The sequence below is a fragment of the Curtobacterium sp. MCPF17_021 genome (assembly GCF_003234605.2).
Lineage (GTDB): Bacteria > Actinomycetota > Actinomycetes > Actinomycetales > Microbacteriaceae > Curtobacterium > Curtobacterium flaccumfaciens.
In genome coordinates this window covers 778,773-796,629 of the sequence record NZ_CP126252.1, presented here as the reverse complement: position 1 = coordinate 796,629, position 17,857 = coordinate 778,773, and the positions used below count along the sequence as shown (strand labels likewise).

The following is a 17,857-nucleotide window of genomic DNA, read 5'->3' as shown; positions in this document are numbered from 1 at the left end:
AGGCTGCGCACCCGATCTGGGGACAGCACGCGCGTCAGAACGTTGCGGTGAACCCCAGGTCATCCGCCAGACGCACGATGACCTGGTCAAAGTAGGCGGCCGGGTCGGACACGGAACCGACGAAGTGCCCGAAGAGCTCGAACGAGATCGTCCCGAACACCGTCGTCCAGGCCATCAGGGTGCGGACGAGGACCTCGTCGGGCAGGGCGATGCCGAACGAGCGCAGGGTGGCGACCCCGTCCGCGACGGCGGGACCGGCCACCCCGGGAGCCGCCGTGGGCGCGGTGGGTGATCCGGGCCTCCCGGCCGGCCCCGGCGTCGACGTGACGGACGAGCCCGCCGCACCGGACGCACCAGGCGCACCGGACGTACCGGAGCCGACGGCGTCCGCGACCACGCGCACCAGCGCCAGCGTCGTCCGCGTCGCGGGCACGACGGTCTCACGCGGCGCCGCGTAGCCGGGCACGGGCGAACCGAACAGCAGCGCGAAGTCCCCCGGGTGCGCGATCGACCAGTCGCGGATCGACCGGCACATCGCGACCCAGCGTGCACCGGGAGCCGGTCCGGCCGCGGCACCGGCGGCCTCGACCGCGGCGCCGAGTTCGTCGTAGTCGGTGATGAGCAGGGCCGTCAGCAGGTCGTCGCGGCTCGGGAAGTACCGGTACACGGCCGACGAGACCATCCCGACGTCACGGGCGACGGCACGCAGGCTGAGGGCGGCCGGACCCTCTTCGGTCAGGCGGGTGCGTGCCGCGGCCAGGATGTCCGCGGTGACCGTCTGCCGTGCGAGTGCTCGGGCGGTGGGTGCCATCCGACGATCCTTGCACGAGAGAGCAGCGCACACAAAGGCGAGCACTGCTCTTGCTTTCGCGTCGGCGAGCCGTCATGCTCGATTCCGAGAGCGGTGCTCTCGCAACGACCACGAAGCGATCGACCAAGAAGCGATCAACCAGGAAGCAGGAGCCCATGCCCCACCACCTCATCGTCGGCGCCGGCCCCGTCGGCCGGCACGTCGCGGAGCTGTTGACCGTCCGGGGCGACCGCGTCACCGTCGTCTCCCGCTCCGGTCGCAGCACGGGCATCGCCGGTGTCGAGCACCTCGCGCTCGACGCCTCCGATGCCGATGCCCTCTCCCGCGCCACCGAGGGAGCAGCCACCCTCTACAACTGCGCGAACCCCGGCGACTACACGCAGTGGGAGCGCACCTGGCCCCCGCTCGCCGCAGCACTGCTCACCGCGGCCGTACGCACCGGGGCGACCTACGCCATCACCGGGAACCTGTACCCGTACGGCCCGGTCAACGGGCCGATGCACGAGGGACTGCCGGACGCCGCCACAGACCACAAGGGGGTGCTCCGGGCGACGCTGTGGGCGGATGCCCTCGCCGCGCACGACGCCGGCCGTGTCCGGGCCGTCGAGGTCCGCGCCTCGGACTACCTCGGTCCCGGGATCGGCGCGAACGGGCACGTCACGCGCGTGCTGCCGGCGGCGCTGCGCGGACGGGCGGTGTCGATGGTCGGTCGCACGGACCTGCCGCACACCTTCACGGACGTGCTCGACGTCGCTCGGACCCTCGTCGCCGCTGCCGAGGACCAGGGCGCGCACGGCCGCACGTGGATGGTGCCGAGCAACGCGCCGCGGACGCAGCGGCAGGCGCTCACCGACGTCCTCGCGGCGGCGGGAAAGCCCGCGGTGCCGGTGCGCCGGATGCCCGCGGCCCTGTTCCGTGTCGGCGGGCTCGTGTCGCCGATGCTCCGCGAGCTGGCCGACCTGACCTACCAGTGGACCGCGCCGTACGTGGTCGACGACCGCGAGAGCCGGGCGCACTTCGGCATCGAACCGACCCCGTGGGACGAGGTGTGCCGCCGGACGGCCGGCGGCGCGGCCTGAACCACCGCCGCCGACACCGCCGCCACCACACACGGAAGGGGGTGGGAGGCGCCGTTGCGTCCCACCCCCTTCCGCCTCGCACCGCCGGTCAGATCACCAGCAGCCTCGAGTACTGCGCCGCGTCGAGCTGCTGCGCAGCTCCACCCGCAGCGGGGACCTTCCACAGCCCGACCGAGGGGCCGCTGTCGATGGAGACGAACACGTCCCCTTCGGCGGAGGCGGCACCCAGGTGCTCGCCACGCGACCCGGCGGTCAGCCCGGTCACCGGCACGGTCGACGTCCCGCCGCTGCCCACCACGAGCTTGTCCGGGATGCCGCGGTCGATCGTGCACCCGCCCGGCCGGTACTCCGACGGGGCGGGGCAGAACTGCGCCGACTGCAGGAGCGAGAAGCCGTCCGCGTTCGCGGCGGCGTACTCGAACGCGTACCGCGGTTCGATCTGCGTCAGTTGGGTCGCCCCGGGCTTGAGCTGGTACCAGACCCACGACCCGGCGCCACCGGTCGATCGGATGTCGACGTAGACGTTGCCGTGCGAGTCCGCGAGCACGCCGGCGGGGTAGCCGACGATCGTGCCGATCGGCCCGGTGAACGTGCGGGGCGCGATGCCGGTGCCCTTGACGTACGGCTGGCTGACGGTTCCGCCGAGCACGACGACCTTGCCGTCCGGGGTGACCGTCCAGAAACGCTGATCGCTCCCGACGGCCTTGCCACCCAGGTCCAGCACGACCTTCGGGGTCGAGGCGCCGACGGACAGCTTCTGCACCGCACCGGTCACCGAGTCCACCCAGTACAGGTTGCCCTCGGCGTCGGAGCGCAGGTCCGGGGTCAGGTGCAGGCCGGACGCGATGATCGAGACCCCGCTGCCGTCGGCCGGGTCCCGCAGGATCTCGGTGCCGTCCGCCGACGGGGTGAACACGTCACCGTCGGCGTTCGCGGTGAAGCCTTCGCCGTCCGTCGCGACGACGGTCTCCGCACCGCTGCCGGAGTCCGCGAACCGCACGACGTCACCGTTGCCGTCGAGCGCGAACAGCGACTGCGTCGTCTCCGGCTCGGGCACCGACGGTGACGTCCAGCGCAGCGTGATCGTGCGTCCGGTCCCCCGGTGTCCGAGGGCACGCACCGAGAACCGGTACGTGGTCGCGGGCGAGAGCTCGTCGAAGCGGTCGGAGCGGGCGCGCGGGTGGAGTCGGTCGACCTGACGGTCGTGCCGGTTCGCGACGGCGGCGACCGCGACCTTCCAGCCGGTCACCTTCGCGCCGTGCTTCGGGCCACGCCACGTCAGCGTGGCACTGTCCGCGTCGCCGGTGACGCGGACGGCGGTCGGTGCACCCGGCACCGACGGAGAGGTGTGCGCCGTCGCCGGCACCGCACCTCCGAAGACGAGCGCCGCGGCGGCGACCGCGGTGATGAGTGCTCGGTACACGATGGTTCCCCTGCCTTCCCCGCGGCTCCCTGCGTCACGGCTCCACGTATCACAGCACCGCGCTGACCCCAGGGGAACGCCTGCGGGAGGGATCTGCGGTTCCCCGCACCGCAAGATGCCGCATGGCCGGACCGGCAGACGCCGTCGTGTTCCCGAGACGCCGCCGAATCCGACGGCGTCTCGCCGACTCGGCGGCGTGGAGCCGACACGACGGCGTCTCGCGGGCACGGGACCGGCACCGATGACGGACGGGAGGCCCGGTGCCAGCTGGCACCGGGCCTCCCGTCAGAAGGGGGTCGCGTCTCGGACGCGGCGCGTCTCAGTAGCGCGGCTTGCGCTCCGGACGGTCGTCGCGGTCGTCGCGGCGGCCAGCGCCACGGCGGTCCGCACGGATCTCGATGAGCTTGCCGCTGATCCGGGTGTCAGTCAGACGGTCGAGCACACCGGGGTCCATGTCGGCCGGCAGTTCGACGATCGAGAAGTCCGGTCGGATCTGGATCGCACCGAAGTCGTCGCGACGCAGGCCGCCCTCGTTGGCAAGGGCACCGACGATCTGGCGCGGCTCGACGCGGTGACGACGGCCGACCTCGATGCGGTACGGGGACATCGGCTGCGAACGGCGAGGGCCACGGTCGCCGCGGTCACCACGGTCGCGGTCGCCACCACGGTCGCCGCGGTCGTTGCGGCCGCCACGGTCGTCGCGGGCACCACGCTCGTCACGCTCGCTGCGGCGGGCGTCGCGCTCCATCTGGCTGCGGAGGGCGTCGTCGGCTGCGGTGAGGAGCAGCGGCGAGTCGCCCTGCGCCACGACGGCCAGGGCGGCGGCGACGTCGTCCGAGGGGACGTCGTGGTGCTCGACGTAGTGCGCGATGACGTCGCGGAAGGCGGCGATCCGGCCCTGGTCCTCGAGCGCCGCCGTGATGGCGTCGTCGAAGCGGGTCAGGCGCGTCTCGTTGACGTCGTCGATGGTCGGCAGCTGCATCTGCGTGAGCGGCTGCTTGGTGTGGCGCTCGATCGCGGACAGCAGGCGACGCTCACGCGGGGTGACGAAGCTGATCGAGTCACCCGAGCGACCGGCGCGGCCGGTACGACCGATGCGGTGCACGTAGGACTCGATGTCGACCGGGATGTCGAAGTTCACGACGTGCGTGATGCGGTCGACGTCGAGGCCACGGGCGGCGACGTCGGTGGCGACCAGGATGTCGAGCTTGCCCGACTTCAGCTGGTTGACCGTGCGCTCACGCTGGGCCTGGGCGACGTCACCGCTGATCGCGGCGGCGGCGTACCCGCGGGCACGGAGCTTCTCGGCCAGGGTCTCGGTCTCGCTCTTGGTGCGGACGAAGATGATCATGCCCTCGAAGTCCTCGACCTCGAGGATGCGGGTCAGAGCATCGACCTTCTGCGGGTACGAGACCATCAGGTAGCGCTGCGTGATGTTCGCGGCGGTCTTCGTCTTGGTCTTGACGGTGATCTCGGCCGGGTCGGTCAGGTACTGCTGCGAGATGCGACGGATCTGCGCGGGCATGGTCGCCGAGAAGAGCGCGACCTGCTTGTCGTCCGGGGTGTCGGCGAGGATCGTCTCGACGTCCTCGGCGAAGCCCATCTTGAGCATCTCGTCGGCCTCGTCGAGCACCAGGTACTTCAGCTCGGACAGGTCGAGCGTGCCCTTCGCCAGGTGGTCCATGATGCGACCGGGGGTGCCGACGATGACGTCGACGCCGCGGCGCAGGGCGGAGAGCTGCACGCCGTACGCCTGACCGCCGTAGACCGGCAGGACGTGGACGTTCTTCATGTGGGACGCGAACTGCTCGAACGCCTCGCACACCTGCAGGGCGAGCTCGCGCGTCGGGGACAGCACGAGCGCCTGGGGCTTCTTGCTGCCGGACTCCATGCGGGACAGGATCGGCAGCGCGAAGGCCGCGGTCTTGCCGGTACCGGTCTGTGCCAGGCCGACGACGTCGCGCCCGGCGAGGAGGGTGGGGATGGTGGCTTCCTGGATGGCGGAAGGGGTCTCGTAACCGATGTCCTTGACGGCCTTGAGCACAGCGTCGCTCAGGCCGAGATCGGCGAACGTCACCACGGGCCCGTCGTCGAGGGTCTCAGTGGTGGGGGTGGTGTCCGTGCTCATACCACCAACGGTATCTCGAATGCGCGCTCCGCAGGGACGGGAGGCCCGTGGCGGCGCCGCCACGGGCCTCCCGTCCGCCGTGTTGGTCACGTCAGGAGCGCGTGGTGCCGATCCCCAGGACCGCGTCCGCCCGGTCGTTCAGTCGCGTCAGCATCTCGGCGAGCGAGCGCAGCTCGTCCGAGGCGAACTCCTCCGTCAGGTCGTCGAACACCTCGGCGCCGGCGGCGTCCAGCTCGTCGAGCAGCCGTCGGCCGGCGGGCGCGAGCGTGACGAGCGTGGCGCGTCCGTCCGCGGGGTCGGGCGACCCGACCAGGTGCTCGGCCTCGATCAGCGAGGCGACCCGGCGGCTGATCACCGGGCGCGACAACCCCGTCGCGTCGGCGATCGCGGTCGCCCGGACCGGCCCGTGCCCGGCGACGGCTCGCAGGATCACGCGGGCCGTCGGGTCGAGGCCACCGCGCGACTCGATGAGCGAGGAGCGCAGGGTCTGCCGGACCCACAGCCGGTCGAGCTGGGATCGCAGGAGTCGCTCGGCGGCACGCCGGTCGTCGGTCACGCGCTCAGCGTAGCGGGCACATTTAGTTGCTTGCCGGAAGCAACAGATGTATCGTTGCGCGGTCTGCAAAGTTTCACAGCCAGAAAAAGGAGTTCGATGACCGCCACCGCACCCGTCCCGGTGCAGCACGGCCGGCACACCGCCGAGGCCCCCGCGGCCTCCGGGGGCGCCGGCCAGCAGCCGCTGATGACCCACCGTCAGATCCTCCTGGTGATCTACGGCCTGATGGCGGGCATGTTCCTGTCCTCGCTCGGCCAGACGGTGTTCGGCACGGCGATCCGCACGATCGGCGACGACCTGCACGGGCTCGACCAGCAGGCCTGGGTGACGACCGCGTACCTCATCACCTCGACGATCGCGACGCCGATCTACGGCAAGCTCTCCGACATCTTCGGCCGCCGCCCGCTGTACATCTTCGGCATCGTCGTCTTCATCCTCGGCGCCGTCCTGTCGTCGATGTCCACCTCGATGCTCATGCTCGCCGCCTTCCGCGCGGTGCAGGGCATCGGTGCCGGCGCGCTGATGTCGCTGCCGCTCGCGATCATGGGCGACATCCTCGCCCCGCGTGAGCGTGCCAAGTACCAGGGGTACTTCCTCGCCGTGTTCGGCATCTCGTCCGTGATCGGCCCGCTCATCGGTGGTCTGCTCGCCGGTTCCTCCGAGATCCTGTGGATCACAGGCTGGCGCTGGGTGCTCCTGATCAACGTGCCGATCGGTGTCGCGGCGCTCCTCATGGTGATCGTGTTCCTGCACCTGCCGAAGGTGCACGGCGCCGGCGACGCGAAGCCGAAGGTCGACTGGTGGGGCGCGACCGCCGTCATCGTCACCCTCGTGCCGCTCCTGCTCGTCGCCGAACAGGGCCGCATCTGGGGCTGGGGCTCCCCCGCCGCCATCGCCTGCTACGTCGTCGGTGTCGTCGGCCTGATCGGCCTGCTGCTCATCGAGTCGAAGATGGGCGACGCGGCGATCATCCCGCTCAAGCTGTTCCGCTCGGGCACGTTCTCGATGGCGACCGTCATCGGGTTCCTGGTCGGCTTCGCGATGTTCGGCGCGATGCTCACGATCCCGCTCTACCTGCAGATCGTCGTCGGGCTCACCCCGACCGAGTCCGGTTTCGCCACGCTGCCCCTGGTCGGCGGCCTGATGATCGCCTCGATCACGAGCGGTCAGATCGTCGCCCGCGTCGGCCGGTACCGGATCTTCCCGGTCATCGGCACCGCGCTCGTCTCCGCCGGCTACGTCGTCCTGACCTTCATGTCGATCGACAAGCCGCTCTGGTTCCTGATGATCGGCATGTTCCTCATCGGTCTCGGCCTCGGCTCGGTCATGCAGTCGCTGACCCTGGCGTCGCAGGGCTCCGTCGAGGCCCGTGACATGGGCGTCGCCACGTCGTCCGCCACGTTCTTCCGCCAGATCGGTGGCACGCTCGGCACCGCCGTGCTGCTGTCCATCCTGTTCTCGGTGATGCCGGCGAACATCCTGACCGCGACCGCGAACCAGAAGGACCTCGGTCCGGCACTCGACGCCGCGCTCAACCCGACCGTCGCCAGCGCGAAGGCGAACCAGGGCGCCATGGACAAGATCTGGACGCCCGTCGTCACCCCGCTGACGAAGACCGTGCAGTCGCAGCTCGACGCAGCCTCGGCCAAGGCGAAGCAGGCCGCCGACGCCGCGGTCACCGAGCAGGTCACCGCGGCCGTGCAGCAGCAGGTCGCCGCCGGTGCCGTGCCCGCCGCAGCCGCGCAGACCGTCATCGACCAGCAGGTCGCCGCGGCCACGCCGGCCGCCGAGCAGTCCGCACTCGAGCAGGTCGCCGACCAGGCGCACGCCAGCGTGCAGGGCGACACCGTGTCCGTCGACTGGGCGGACGCCGACCAGCGCTCCTACTGGGTCGACGAGCTCACCCCGGAGCTGGCGAAGAAGATCGACGACGGCAACACCACGAGCGACAGCGCCACCAGCACGAACGACACCTCGTTCCTGACCGGTGCCGACAGCCGCCTGACCCGGCCGTTCATGGCGGGCTTCAACGCCTCGTCCGTGACGATCTACTGGGTCGGTCTCGGCGTCATCCTGCTCGCGTTCGTGCTGACCTGGTTCTTCCGGGTGCCGCCGCTGCGCCAGCGTTCCGCGCTGCAGGAGCAGGCCGACATGTCCGCCGAGGCGCAGCTCGAGGCCGAGGCGGGCGCCGCCGCAGCCGAGGCCGGCTCGTTCACCGGACCGATGACCGGGTCCGTGCCGACCGGGTCCGTGCCGACCGGTTCGGGTTCGACGGGCTCGGGTTCGACCGGATCCACGCCGACGCACCGTCGGTGACCGACCGGGGCGTCCGTCCGTGCCCCCTTTCCGGGCGGGCGCCCCTCCCACACACACCAACCCACCAGGAGTCCACGTGATCACCACCCCGGCAGCGGCTGCGGCAACGGAGCCGTGCACGCTGCGTGAACGGAAGAAGCAGCAGACCCGGCAGGCACTGCACGACGCAGCGCTCACGCTGGTGTCCGCGCACGGGCTCGACGGCGTCACGGTCGAGCAGATCTGCGCCGACGCCGACGTCTCCCCCCGCACCTTCTTCAACTACTTCTCGTCGAAGGCGCACGCGGCGCTCGGGCTCGACTCGGTCGAGGTCCCGGAGCGCTCAGCGGCCTGGTTCGCCGAGGCCGACGGTGCCCTGGTCGACGACCTGTGCGCCCTGGTCGCGGCCACCGTCCCGCTCTCGCAGGACCGCCGTCGCATGAAGGAGCTGCTCGTGCTCCGGCCGGAGATGTCCTCGATGGTGATGCAGTGGATGGCCGAGTCGCGCCAGTCCCTGCTCAGCGTCGTCGGCACCCGCACGGACGCACAGACCGCCCGCACCGCGGTGACCCTGGTGATGTCGGCGCTCAGCGAGGTGGCGCACCGCGAGACCGTGCGGAGCAACGACGAGCTCGCGGACCGGCTCCGTGCCGTCGTGCGCGAGATGGCGGCGCTCGTCTCCTGAGGCGGGGGTAGCGGGGCCCTTCGGGCGTACCTGGTCGAATCGGGCGTACCTGGCAGGAACTTCCTGCCAGGTACGCCCGATTCCGCTTTCCAGCGCACGTGCTCTGGGAAGGAACCGCGCGTCGTCGACGCGAGCGAAGGGCGGACGGGAGGCCCGTGGCTGCGTCGCCACGGGCCTCCCGTCCGTCAGGTGGAGACGCCCTGACGCCGCCGCGCCGGCCGGTGCCACACGAGTGCCTCACGCGAGCGGTTGCGGGCGAACCGGAGCACCCGCAGCACGACGATGTCGTGGTCGCCCGCTCGACCAGCCCGTCAGACTGACCGCGCGGCCGCCTCGAGTGCCTCGGCGGCTTCGCCGGCGCGCACGATGTCGCCGTCGCTGACCGACCTCGCGTTGTACTCGGCCTTGGTCTTCACAGCCAAGAGCACCTCGAGGTGCTTCGCGACCGCCGGCCCGGCAGCTGCGCGGAGCACGGGCACGGCCTCGTCGTGCGCTCCCGATCGCGAGTACCTGCCGGTCCGAGCCACGCAGATCGCATCAGCCGCAGCGATGCCGCTGAGGACGCACTGTGTGACGAACGCGTTCGCGAACTGTGACCCGGCGCTGAACACCCCTCCGTCACCACCCAACGCGCGGAGGACGTCAGCAGCGTCGAGGAACTCCGTCGCCTTGGCGAGCCGGCCCCTCCGGAACGAATCGTCGCCCGGTGCGGTGGTGCCGGTTCGCGGGGTCATCCGGTCAGCGTACGGAGCTTCCGAGACAGCCAACGACCGTCACCTGCGATGGGAATCCCGTCCCGAGCAACCGACGCGAGGAGCGGATCGGTGCCCTCGATCTCGTCCTCGTCGAAGACGACCGGCCGCACGGCGTTGCCGGTCCAACGACCGGCTGCGCGGCACAAGGCGTGGATCTGGTCCTCGGCGTCCGGGCGTCGGCCGCGAGTGACGACGAAGCAGAGATCGAGATCGCTGTCCGGGCGCATCGCACCGCGGGCCCCGGATCCGAAGAGCGCGGCGTACCGGAGGGGGATCGACCGACAGCCGGAGCGGAGTCGTTCGAGCAGGGCACGCCGGAGGTCGGCCAGGGCGGTGACCGCATCGGCGGCGAGGTGCTCTCGGTTCAGGGTGAAGGACTTCGTCCGTCCGGTCCGATGCCCGTCGACGAGGCCCTGCTCGACCAGCCGATCCGCACTGTTCCGGACCCCGGCGTACGACCGGTCGGGCACCAGGCTGCAGATTCCCGCGATCGTCAGGGGTCCGGGGGCCAGTGCCAACACCGCGAGGACATCGCCGTCCACGGAGGTGGTGACTGTCGCGAGGGGAGATTGCAACTGCATGGAGAGGTCCGATCAGATCGAGTAGAAATCTACCACTCCAGGTAGATTTCTACTCGTATCTGAGCGAATCCGTCAGACCACGGACCAGCCACCGTCGCTCGGCAGCACCGCACCGTTGACGTTCGCCGAGTCGTCGCTCAGCAGCCAGGTGATGGCGGCGGCGAGCTGCTCGGGCTGGGCGACCGGCGGGATGGTGGTCTGCATGATCGGACCGACCCGGCGGGCCGCGTACTCGCTGCGCATCGGCGCCTCGATGTTCGTGGCGACCGCACCCGGTGCAACGGCGTTCGCCCGGATGCCCTGCGGCCCGTGGAAGAACGCGACGCTCTTGGTGTACCCGGCGATGGCGTGCTTGGACGAGGTGTAGGCAGCGCCGGCGGCCGAGGCCTTCAACGCGGCCTCGGACGCGACGTTCACGACCGACCCCCTGCCGGCGGCGATCATCAGCGGCAGCACGGCGCGGGTCAGGCGCATCGGGCCGGTGACGTTGACGCTGAAGACACGCTCCCAGGTGGCGTCGTCGACTTCGTCCGGCGGCAGGAACGCGTCCATGATGCCGGCGACGTTGGCGAGCCCGTCCACCCGGTCGCCGGCGGCGGCGATGAGTGCGTCGATGGTCTCGCTCGCGGCGACGTCGCCGACGACGGTCTCCACGGCGAGGCCCTCGAGCTCCGAGCGGAGTGCGTCGAGCCGCTCGGCCACGACGTCGGTCGCGATGACGCGCCCGCCCTCGTTCGCGATGCGCGTCGCCGTGGCGCGTCCGATGCCGGAACCCGCTCCGGTGACGATGATGGTCCTGCCGGTGAACCGTCCGGCGGTGGTGTCGGTCATGTCGTCTCCTCGATGAGAGGCGCTCACTGCGCCACACCGGTTATAGCACTCAGTGCCGAAAGGTCTCCATGAGCTCGACGAACGGCCGTCCGACGGGGCGCCCGCGCACCATCGACCCCGACGCCGTGTCCCTCGTCGCACTCCGGCTGTTCGACGACCGGGGCTTCGACGCGGTGTCGATGGACGACGTCGCCGCGGCGGCCGGAGTGAGCCGTCGGTCGCTCTTCCGGTTGTTCCCGAACAAGGCAGCGCTGGTCTGGGGCGGTCTCGGCGAGTTCGCCGCACGGTTCCGCGAGGCACTGCGGTCCCGGCCGGCCGACGAACCCTCGGCGGTGGCGCTGCGGGCGGCGTACCGGATCGGTGCGACGTTCCCGGACGACGCCGTCGAGGTCACCCGACGCCGCCTCCGGGTCATCCGCGCGAACCCGTCGCTCGAGCACGTCGGCGCCGCCACGGTCACGGCCCTGACCGACGAGATCCTGCGGTACGTGGCCGAGCGGGACGGGGTCACCGCCGACGACCTCGCCGTCGCCGTGCGCGCCCACACGCTGGCCGCCGCCGCGAGCGCCGCACTGACCTGGTGGGCACTGCACGGCGACGGACGACCGGAGGACGTCCTGGAGCGCGCACTGGCGCTGCTCGACTGACGAGCCCCGGGGTTCCCGCACGCCGCACTCCGGAGTACCTTGCCGGGCATGCACACGACCGGACCCGCGCCGTACTTCCAGTTCGCCGGCACCGCCAGGCAGGCCCTCGAGCACTGGCAGCGGGTGTTCGGAGGCGAGGTGCAGATCGCGACCTACGCGGACTTCTCCCGCACGGACGGCCCGGCCGACGCCGTCGCGCACGGCCAACTCACCGGCGAGCTGCAGCTGTTCGCCGCGGACGCGAGCGAGGGCGACACCCCGTTCGCGGCGACGGGGCTGCTCTTCTCACTGCTCGGCGCTGCGGAACCGGACGTCCTGCGTCGGTGGTTCGACCAACTCGCCGAGGGCGGCACGGTGATCGACCCACTGCAGCAGCGCCCGTGGGGCGACTGGGACGGCACCGTCCGCGACGCGCACGGGGTCACCTGGCTGATCGGGTTCGAGGACTCGGCGCGCTGACTCCCACGCGCTGCAGCGCCTACTGCTGGTCGGACGGCAGCAGCGGTGCCCAGAAGGCGTCGGGACCGTCGGCCTGCACGGCGTCGCGCTCGAACCGGAACCCGTAGTCGCGCACGAAGTCGAGGGCCGCGGCCTGCTCGTCCTCGGCGTCGTCGTGGTCCGCGTCGAACAGGTACACGCCGTGCCCCATCGCGACACCGGCGTCGCTGATGACGGAGAGGTCCCAGCGCCCCTGCTCGGAACGCTCGATCCGGACGACGGCGGCCTGGGATGCGGTGAAGTCAGCCATGCCGCGAGCCTACGGACGCCCCGCGGCTGGCGTTCAGGATGCTCCGCGGCCACTACGCTGTGCACGGTCACAGGTCAGACGAGTGGAGAACGCATTGTCAGTCGGATTGCTCGCCGTGGTGGACGACATCCTCTCCGCAGCCCTCAAGGCCAGCGCGAAGACCGCCGGGGTCGTCATCGACGACGCCGCCGTCACGCCCCAGTACGTCCAGGGCCTCGAGCCCGCTCGTGAACTCCCCGTCGTCGGGCGCATCGCCCTCGGCAGCCTGTTCAACAAGTTCATCATCATCATCCCGCTGGCGTTGCTGCTCACGGCCTTCGCACCCGGGGTGCTGCCGTGGCTGCTGCTGCTCGGCGGCACGTACCTGTGCTTCGAGGGTGCCGAGAAGGTCACCGAGTGGTTCGGTGTGCACCACGAGGGCGGGTCGGACGAGGCCGTCACCGAACCGAAGCTCGTCTTCGGCGCCATCCGCACCGACCTCATCCTGAGCACCGAGATCATGCTCATCGCACTGGCGGGCCTCGACCCCGACCTGGGCCTCTGGCCGACGCTCGGCGCCCTGATCGTGATCGGTCTGGTCATGACGGCCGTCGTCTACGGCGCCGTGGCACTGCTCGTGAAGGTCGACGACATCGGCCTGCAGATGATGAAGAACTCCGTCCGCCGCACCCGCCGGATCGGTGCCCGCATCGTCCGTGCGATGCCGATGGTCTTCCGGGTCATCAGCGTCATCGGCACGGTCGCGATGCTCTGGGTCGGCGGACACCTGGTCATCGCGAACCTCGCCGAGACCGTCTGGCACGGACCGTACGACCTGCTGCACGTGATCGAGCACGCACTCGAGGCCGCAGGCCCCGTCGTCGTCTGGATCGCCGACACCGCCGTGTCGGCCGTGGCCGGCCTCGCGCTGGGCATGGTCGTCGTCGGCATCGTGCTGGGCATCGGCCGCCTGCGCGGCACGCCGCACTGACGCGGCTGCACGGCGCACCGTGCGCAACGCCGACCGGTGCGCGCCTGACCGCCCCGTGACGCGCCACAGGCGCGCACCACGCCATCAACGCCGCACCGCATCGCGCACGCCGCACCGTGCACTGGCAGCGCCCACCGCACAGCCAGGAGGCCCGGGGCGGCCCGGCACCGCACCTCCCGACCGGCGCACCGTGCGCGCAACGCCGACCGGTGCGCGCCTGACCGCCCCGTGACGCGCCACAGGCGCGCACCACGCCATCAACGCCGCACCGCATCGCGCACGCCGCACCGTGCACTGGCAGCGCTCAGCGCTCAGCGCTCAGCGCTGCACGTTCTCCAGGTCCTCGAGCAGGCTCGGGTGGGTCGGGGCCCAGCCGAGCGCGTCGCGCGTGTGGGCACTCGACGCCGGCTGGTCCATCGCGAAGATCGGCGCGAACGCGCCGAACGTCTCGTCGGCCACCCGCTCGACGGGCAGGCCGAGCCGACGTCCGATGACCTCGGCCAGGTCACGCACCCGGTCGCCCTCGTCGGCGACCGCGTGCCAGACGGTCCCTGCCGGTGCACCTTCGAGCGCGAGCCGGAACAGCACCGCGGCGTCCGCTGCGTGCACGGCGGGCCACCGCTGCTCGCCGTCGCCGGGGTAGCCCGCCACCCCTGCCTGTCGGGCCGTCTCCGTCAGGATGCCGGCGAACCCGCCCGTGCCGTCCGCGTGCACAGTGCGCGGCAGCCGGATCGCCGAGACCCGGACGCCCCGTGCCGCCAGGTCGAGGGCGGCGAGGACGGATCGGGCTCGACCCGCGACCGGCCCCTCGAGCGGGAGCGGGTCGGTCTCGACCGAGGCCCGGCCGGGCTCCCACGGCGTGCCGGAGACGACGACGAACGGGCGGTCGCTGCCGACGAGCGCCTCGCCGAGTGCGGCCATGGCGGCGCCTTCCTCGGCGATCCCCCGCTCGAGCGCCTCCGCCGAACTGAAGTCGTTCGAGAACGCGAGGCTGATGACCCCGTCGGCGGCGCGTGCGCCCTCGCGCAGCACGTCGAGGTCGGTGAGTGCACCGCGGGCGGGGGTCGCCCCCGCGGCGACGAGGGCAGCGGCGGACCGGTCCGACCGGGCCAGGGCCGTGACGGCGTGCCCGGCGGTGATGAGTTCGGTGACGACGGCGGTGCCGATGGTGCCGGTGCCGCCGGTGACGAAGACGTGCATGGGTGCTCCTCAGAAGTGATGGGACTTTTGTACCATCACCGTACACCCGTGATGGGACAATTGTCCCGTCGCGTATGATCGTCCCATGGTGCGATGGGAACCCGGGGCCCGGGAACGACTGGTCCTGGCCGCGGTCGACCTGTTCTCCGAGCAGGGCTACGACGAGACGACCGTCGCGCAGATCACCGAGCGCGCCGGTGTCACCAAGAGCACGTTCTTCCGGCACTTCCCGGACAAGCGCGAACTGCTCGTCGCCGGGCAGGAGACCCTGAGCCGGCTGCTCGCCGAGGGCATCACCGACGCACCGGCCGACGCCACCCCGCTCGACGCCGTCGCCGCGGGTCTGGAACGGGCCTCCGACGAGATGGGACCGCTGAACCGCGAGCTCGGACCACGACTGCGAGCGGCGGTCGCCGCCAGCGCCGAACTGCAAGAGCGCGACGCCCTGAAGAGCGTCGGGATGGCCGCGGCCATGACCGACGCCCTGGTCGGCCGCGGTGTCCCCGACGCGCCCGCTCGACTGGCCGCCGAGATGGGTGTCCTCGCCTTCAAGCAGGGCTTCGAGCGGTGGTCGGGTGTGGGGCGCGCCGACGACGACCGACTGGCCGACCACGCCACGGCCGCGCTCGCCGAGCTCCGAGCAGCGGCCGCCCAGCTGGGCTGAGCGGACGTCGAGCGGACGCTGAGCGGACGCCGGTCGTGCACCGTCGTATCCTCGGCGCCATGGCAACGGTGCGACAGGTCCAGGTGACGTTCGACTGCGCCGAGCCGGAGCGTGTCGCCCGGTTCTGGTGCGAGGTCCTCGGGTACGTGGTACCGCCGCCCCCACCGGGCTTCGCCGACTGGGACGCGTTCGACCGGTCGCTGCCGCCGGAGCACCAGGGATCGGCCTTCGCGTGCGTCGACCCGACCGGTGCCGGGCCCCGCCTGTTCTTCCAGCGCGTCCCCGAGGGCAAGACGGTGAAGAACCGCGTGCACCTGGACGTCCGGGTCGGCACCGGGATGGTCGGCGCCGAACGGCTCGCGGCCCTCGACGCCGAGAGCGCCCGTCTGGTCGGGCTCGGCGCCACCCAGGTCCGTCGGATGACGGCGGACCAGGTGAACGAGTCGTGCATCGTCATGCAGGACGTCGAGGGCAACGAGTTCTGCCTGGACTGACCGGCGTATCGTCGACGGACCCGACCCGCATCGCCGCGCCCCGGAAGGACCCGCACCCCGCATGACCGTCATCGCCGCATCCGCCACCGCAGCCGACGCCACCGCCCTCGAACACCTGCTGGGGTCCGACCAGGTCCTCCGCGACCCGGAGTCGCTCGAGCGCTACCGCCACGACGACGCCGAGTGGGCCGACTCCACGGCACCGCTTGCCGTGGTCCTGGCACGCAGCACCGACGACGTCGTCACCGCCGTCCGCTGGGCAGCCGCCGCCGGTCTCCGGGTCGTCCCCCGCGGTGCCGGCACCGGTCTGTCCGGCGGCGCCAACGCGATGGCCGACTCGATCGTCGTGTCGCTCGAGCGGATGAACCGGGTGCTCGAGGTGAACACCGACGAGCGCTACGCGGTCACCGAACCCGGCGTCATCAACGACGCACTCCGCGCCGCGGTCGCCGAGCACGGCCTCTGGTACCCGCCGGACCCCGCGAGCTCGGCGATCTCGACGATCGGCGGCAACGTCGCGACGAACGCCGGCGGCATCTGCTGCGTCAAGTACGGGGTCACCCGCGACTACGTCCTCGGCATGACCGTCGTGCTGGCCGACGGATCGGTGGTCGAGCTCGGCCGCCGGACGGCGAAGGGCGTCGCCGGGTACGACCTCACGGGGCTGATGGTCGGTTCCGAGGGCACGCTCGGCATCGTCGTGTCGGTCACCGTGCAGCTGCTCCCCCTGGCCGGCCGTGACGAACGGGCGGTGATCGGGTACTTCCCCTCGCTGACCGCCGCGGGCGACGCCGTGGCCGCGATCTCGCGCGCGGGCATCATCCCCGCAGCACTCGAGATCGTCGACCGCACCTGCCTGCGCGCCGTCGACGACTGGATGCACCTCGGGCTGCCGGCGGACGTCGACACCCTGCTGCTCGCGCGGGTCGACGAGCGCGGTGCCGCCGGGGACGCGATCGCCGACCACGTCGCGGACGTCTTCGCCGAGGCCGGCGGCACGGACGTCGAGCGGGCCACCGACCCCGGGGACATCGACCGGCTGTTCCAGGCCCGCCGGCTCGCCTACCCGGCTCTCGAACGGCTCGGTCCGGTGCTGACCGAGGACATCTGCGTGCCGCGGAGCGCGGTGCCCGAGATGCTCCGGCGGATCCAGGTGACCGCGGACGCGCAGGACGTCACGATCGCCAACATCGCGCACGCCGGCGACGGCAACCTGCACCCGCTGATCATCGCGCCCGAGGGCGACGACGCCGCGAAGGCCCGCGCGAAGACCGCGTTCGACCAGATCGTGGCGGACTGCCTGGCGCTCGGCGGGACGGTGACCGGTGAGCACGGCGTCGGGCTGCTCAAGCTGCCAGGCCTGCGCGTCGAGCTCGGCGACCGCGTGCTCGCGATGCACCGCTCCGTGAAGGACGCGCTCGACCCGGCGGGGACCCTGAACCCGGGCAAGGCGTTCTGACCCGCGCGGACGACGGACGGGAGGCCCGGTGCCAGCTGGCACCGGGCCTCCCGTCCGTCAGGTGGTCGCGTTCAGCGACCGGTGTGCGTCACGCAGGAGCGCATCTGCACGCACGCGCGCTCAGTGGCGACGGAAGTACCCGTTCGCGCCGCCGACGTACATCAGGATCGTCGCGATGAGCACCGCGACGCCACCGATCCAGCCGAAGGCGTTGCCACCCGAGGCCGCGCCGACGCCGACACCGATGAGCTGCAGGACCGCGAGGACCGTCAGCACGATGCGGGCCCAGTTGCGGCCGTCGCGCATCTTGAAGACGATGATGAGCTCGATCACGGCGAGGATGAACGCGAAGATCGCGCCGCCGACGAGCGGGGCCGTGCCGACACTGTCAGCGACGTCGGCGGAGGAGCCCGACGTGAGGTTGATGATGCCCTGCAGGATGTTCGCCAGGACCACCACCAGCCAGATGACGAACGCGACGGTGACGGACGTGGGACGACTGGACGTCGATGCCATGGGGAGTGCCTTTCT

General features: G+C 71.6%; 19 protein-coding genes. 9 read left to right on the top strand and 10 right to left on the bottom strand.

Features of this window, described 5'->3' with window-relative positions:
- Positions 1-34: 34 nt before the first annotated feature.
- Positions 35-811: a TetR/AcrR family transcriptional regulator gene (locus DEJ29_RS03915; protein WP_111095660.1), complete on the bottom strand. Its 777-nt coding sequence runs from the start codon at positions 809-811 to the stop codon at positions 35-37.
- A gap of 155 nt (positions 812-966) precedes the next feature.
- Between DEJ29_RS03915 and DEJ29_RS03910 the strand changes: the two genes are divergently transcribed.
- The gene (locus DEJ29_RS03910; RefSeq protein WP_111095661.1) at positions 967-1,890 is read left to right on the top strand and encodes an NAD-dependent epimerase/dehydratase family protein; all 924 of its coding nucleotides are present in this window, start codon (positions 967-969) and stop codon (positions 1,888-1,890) included.
- Positions 1,891-1,978: 88 nt separating this feature from the next.
- On the opposite strand, the gene DEJ29_RS03905 is transcribed toward DEJ29_RS03910, so the two are convergent.
- From DEJ29_RS03905 to DEJ29_RS03895, 3 genes are all read right to left on the bottom strand, one after another.
- Positions 1,979-3,313, bottom strand: a complete 1,335-nt coding sequence (locus DEJ29_RS03905; protein ID WP_181438255.1) for a fibronectin type III domain-containing protein — start codon at positions 3,311-3,313, stop codon at positions 1,979-1,981.
- A 319-nt stretch (positions 3,314-3,632) separates the two neighbouring features.
- Positions 3,633-5,441: a DEAD/DEAH box helicase gene (locus DEJ29_RS03900; RefSeq protein ID WP_111093013.1), complete on the bottom strand. Its 1,809-nt coding sequence runs from the start codon at positions 5,439-5,441 to the stop codon at positions 3,633-3,635.
- Between the two features lie 91 nt (positions 5,442-5,532).
- On the bottom strand, positions 5,533-5,997 hold the full coding sequence (locus tag DEJ29_RS03895) for a MarR family winged helix-turn-helix transcriptional regulator (protein ID WP_181438256.1): 465 nt from the start codon (positions 5,995-5,997) through the stop codon (positions 5,533-5,535).
- 96 nt (positions 5,998-6,093) lie between these two features.
- Here DEJ29_RS03895 and DEJ29_RS03890 point away from each other — a divergent pair, with 96 nt between their 5' ends.
- Positions 6,094-8,313, top strand: a complete 2,220-nt coding sequence (locus DEJ29_RS03890; RefSeq protein WP_258370873.1) for an MDR family MFS transporter — start codon at positions 6,094-6,096, stop codon at positions 8,311-8,313.
- A 76-nt stretch (positions 8,314-8,389) separates the two neighbouring features.
- A complete protein-coding gene (locus tag DEJ29_RS03885; RefSeq protein ID WP_051596480.1) occupies positions 8,390-8,977 on the top strand; it encodes a TetR/AcrR family transcriptional regulator in 588 nt (195 codons plus the stop codon).
- A 311-nt stretch (positions 8,978-9,288) separates the two neighbouring features.
- Here DEJ29_RS03885 and DEJ29_RS03880 read toward each other — a convergent pair whose 3' ends face one another.
- The 3 genes from DEJ29_RS03880 to DEJ29_RS03870 all read right to left on the bottom strand — a co-directional run bounded on the left by DEJ29_RS03880 (position 9,289) and on the right by DEJ29_RS03870 (position 11,144).
- Positions 9,289-9,711, bottom strand: coding sequence for a hypothetical protein (locus tag DEJ29_RS03880; RefSeq protein WP_111095663.1), 423 nt, complete (start codon positions 9,709-9,711; stop codon positions 9,289-9,291).
- Entirely contained in the window at positions 9,708-10,274 is a 567-nt protein-coding gene (locus DEJ29_RS03875; protein WP_181438257.1) for a nucleotidyltransferase domain-containing protein, read from the bottom strand. The genes DEJ29_RS03880 and DEJ29_RS03875 overlap by 4 nt, the downstream gene beginning before the upstream one ends.
- Positions 10,275-10,385: 111 nt before the next feature.
- Positions 10,386-11,144, bottom strand: a complete 759-nt coding sequence (locus tag DEJ29_RS03870) for an SDR family NAD(P)-dependent oxidoreductase (protein ID WP_111095665.1) — start codon at positions 11,142-11,144, stop codon at positions 10,386-10,388.
- A gap of 68 nt (positions 11,145-11,212) precedes the next feature.
- Here DEJ29_RS03870 and DEJ29_RS03865 point away from each other — a divergent pair, with 68 nt between their 5' ends.
- Positions 11,213-11,791, top strand: a complete 579-nt coding sequence (locus DEJ29_RS03865; RefSeq protein WP_111095666.1) for a TetR family transcriptional regulator — start codon at positions 11,213-11,215, stop codon at positions 11,789-11,791.
- A gap of 48 nt (positions 11,792-11,839) precedes the next feature.
- Positions 11,840-12,250: a VOC family protein gene (locus tag DEJ29_RS03860; RefSeq protein ID WP_111095667.1), complete on the top strand. Its 411-nt coding sequence runs from the start codon at positions 11,840-11,842 to the stop codon at positions 12,248-12,250.
- A gap of 19 nt (positions 12,251-12,269) precedes the next feature.
- On the opposite strand, the gene DEJ29_RS03855 is transcribed toward DEJ29_RS03860, so the two are convergent.
- Positions 12,270-12,539, bottom strand: a complete 270-nt coding sequence (locus DEJ29_RS03855) for a hypothetical protein (protein ID WP_071245932.1) — start codon at positions 12,537-12,539, stop codon at positions 12,270-12,272.
- Positions 12,540-12,633: 94 nt separating this feature from the next.
- Between DEJ29_RS03855 and DEJ29_RS03850 the strand changes: the two genes are divergently transcribed.
- A complete protein-coding gene (locus tag DEJ29_RS03850; protein ID WP_111095680.1) occupies positions 12,634-13,509 on the top strand; it encodes a DUF808 domain-containing protein in 876 nt (291 codons plus the stop codon).
- Positions 13,510-13,827: 318 nt separating this feature from the next.
- Here DEJ29_RS03850 and DEJ29_RS03845 read toward each other — a convergent pair whose 3' ends face one another.
- The gene (locus DEJ29_RS03845; RefSeq protein ID WP_111095668.1) at positions 13,828-14,709 is read right to left on the bottom strand and encodes an NAD-dependent epimerase/dehydratase family protein; all 882 of its coding nucleotides are present in this window, start codon (positions 14,707-14,709) and stop codon (positions 13,828-13,830) included.
- A gap of 85 nt (positions 14,710-14,794) precedes the next feature.
- On the opposite strand from DEJ29_RS03845, the gene DEJ29_RS03840 reads away from it, so the two are divergent.
- The 3 genes from DEJ29_RS03840 to DEJ29_RS03830 all read left to right on the top strand — a co-directional run bounded on the left by DEJ29_RS03840 (position 14,795) and on the right by DEJ29_RS03830 (position 17,326).
- Positions 14,795-15,373 carry a TetR/AcrR family transcriptional regulator gene (locus DEJ29_RS03840; protein ID WP_071405182.1) on the top strand — a complete coding sequence of 193 codons (579 nt, stop codon included), beginning with the start codon at positions 14,795-14,797 and terminating at the stop codon, positions 15,371-15,373.
- A 59-nt stretch (positions 15,374-15,432) separates the two neighbouring features.
- The gene (locus DEJ29_RS03835; RefSeq protein WP_110894521.1) at positions 15,433-15,867 is read left to right on the top strand and encodes a VOC family protein; all 435 of its coding nucleotides are present in this window, start codon (positions 15,433-15,435) and stop codon (positions 15,865-15,867) included.
- Positions 15,868-15,928: 61 nt separating this feature from the next.
- Entirely contained in the window at positions 15,929-17,326 is a 1,398-nt protein-coding gene (locus DEJ29_RS03830; protein ID WP_111095669.1) for an FAD-binding oxidoreductase, read from the top strand.
- 120 nt (positions 17,327-17,446) lie between these two features.
- Here the strand turns inward: DEJ29_RS03830 and DEJ29_RS03825 are convergent, their stop codons facing one another.
- Positions 17,447-17,842, bottom strand: coding sequence for a hypothetical protein (locus DEJ29_RS03825; RefSeq protein ID WP_111024640.1), 396 nt, complete (start codon positions 17,840-17,842; stop codon positions 17,447-17,449).
- Positions 17,843-17,857 lie beyond the last annotated feature (15 nt).

What these genes read in the sequence shown, in the direction of transcription:
- DEJ29_RS03890 (WP_258370873.1), top strand. Translation starts at nt 6,094, where the DNA reads ATGACCGCCACCGCACCCGTCCCGGTGCAGCACGGCCGGCACACCGCC.
- DEJ29_RS03865 (WP_111095666.1), top strand. Translation starts at nt 11,213, where the DNA reads ATGAGCTCGACGAACGGCCGTCCGACGGGGCGCCCGCGCACCATCGAC.
- DEJ29_RS03845 (WP_111095668.1), bottom strand. Translation starts at nt 14,709, where the DNA reads ATGCACGTCTTCGTCACCGGCGGCACCGGCACCATCGGCACCGCCGTC.
- DEJ29_RS03855 (WP_071245932.1), bottom strand. Translation starts at nt 12,539, where the DNA reads ATGGCTGACTTCACCGCATCCCAGGCCGCCGTCGTCCGGATCGAGCGT.
- DEJ29_RS03910 (WP_111095661.1), top strand. Translation starts at nt 967, where the DNA reads ATGCCCCACCACCTCATCGTCGGCGCCGGCCCCGTCGGCCGGCACGTC.
- DEJ29_RS03915 (WP_111095660.1), bottom strand. Translation starts at nt 811, where the DNA reads ATGGCACCCACCGCCCGAGCACTCGCACGGCAGACGGTCACCGCGGAC.
- DEJ29_RS03840 (WP_071405182.1), top strand. Translation starts at nt 14,795, where the DNA reads ATGGTGCGATGGGAACCCGGGGCCCGGGAACGACTGGTCCTGGCCGCG.
- DEJ29_RS03860 (WP_111095667.1), top strand. Translation starts at nt 11,840, where the DNA reads ATGCACACGACCGGACCCGCGCCGTACTTCCAGTTCGCCGGCACCGCC.
- DEJ29_RS03825 (WP_111024640.1), bottom strand. Translation starts at nt 17,842, where the DNA reads ATGGCATCGACGTCCAGTCGTCCCACGTCCGTCACCGTCGCGTTCGTC.
- DEJ29_RS03880 (WP_111095663.1), bottom strand. Translation starts at nt 9,711, where the DNA reads ATGACCCCGCGAACCGGCACCACCGCACCGGGCGACGATTCGTTCCGG.
- DEJ29_RS03835 (WP_110894521.1), top strand. Translation starts at nt 15,433, where the DNA reads ATGGCAACGGTGCGACAGGTCCAGGTGACGTTCGACTGCGCCGAGCCG.
- DEJ29_RS03900 (WP_111093013.1), bottom strand. Translation starts at nt 5,441, where the DNA reads ATGAGCACGGACACCACCCCCACCACTGAGACCCTCGACGACGGGCCC.
- DEJ29_RS03830 (WP_111095669.1), top strand. Translation starts at nt 15,929, where the DNA reads ATGACCGTCATCGCCGCATCCGCCACCGCAGCCGACGCCACCGCCCTC.
- DEJ29_RS03870 (WP_111095665.1), bottom strand. Translation starts at nt 11,144, where the DNA reads ATGACCGACACCACCGCCGGACGGTTCACCGGCAGGACCATCATCGTC.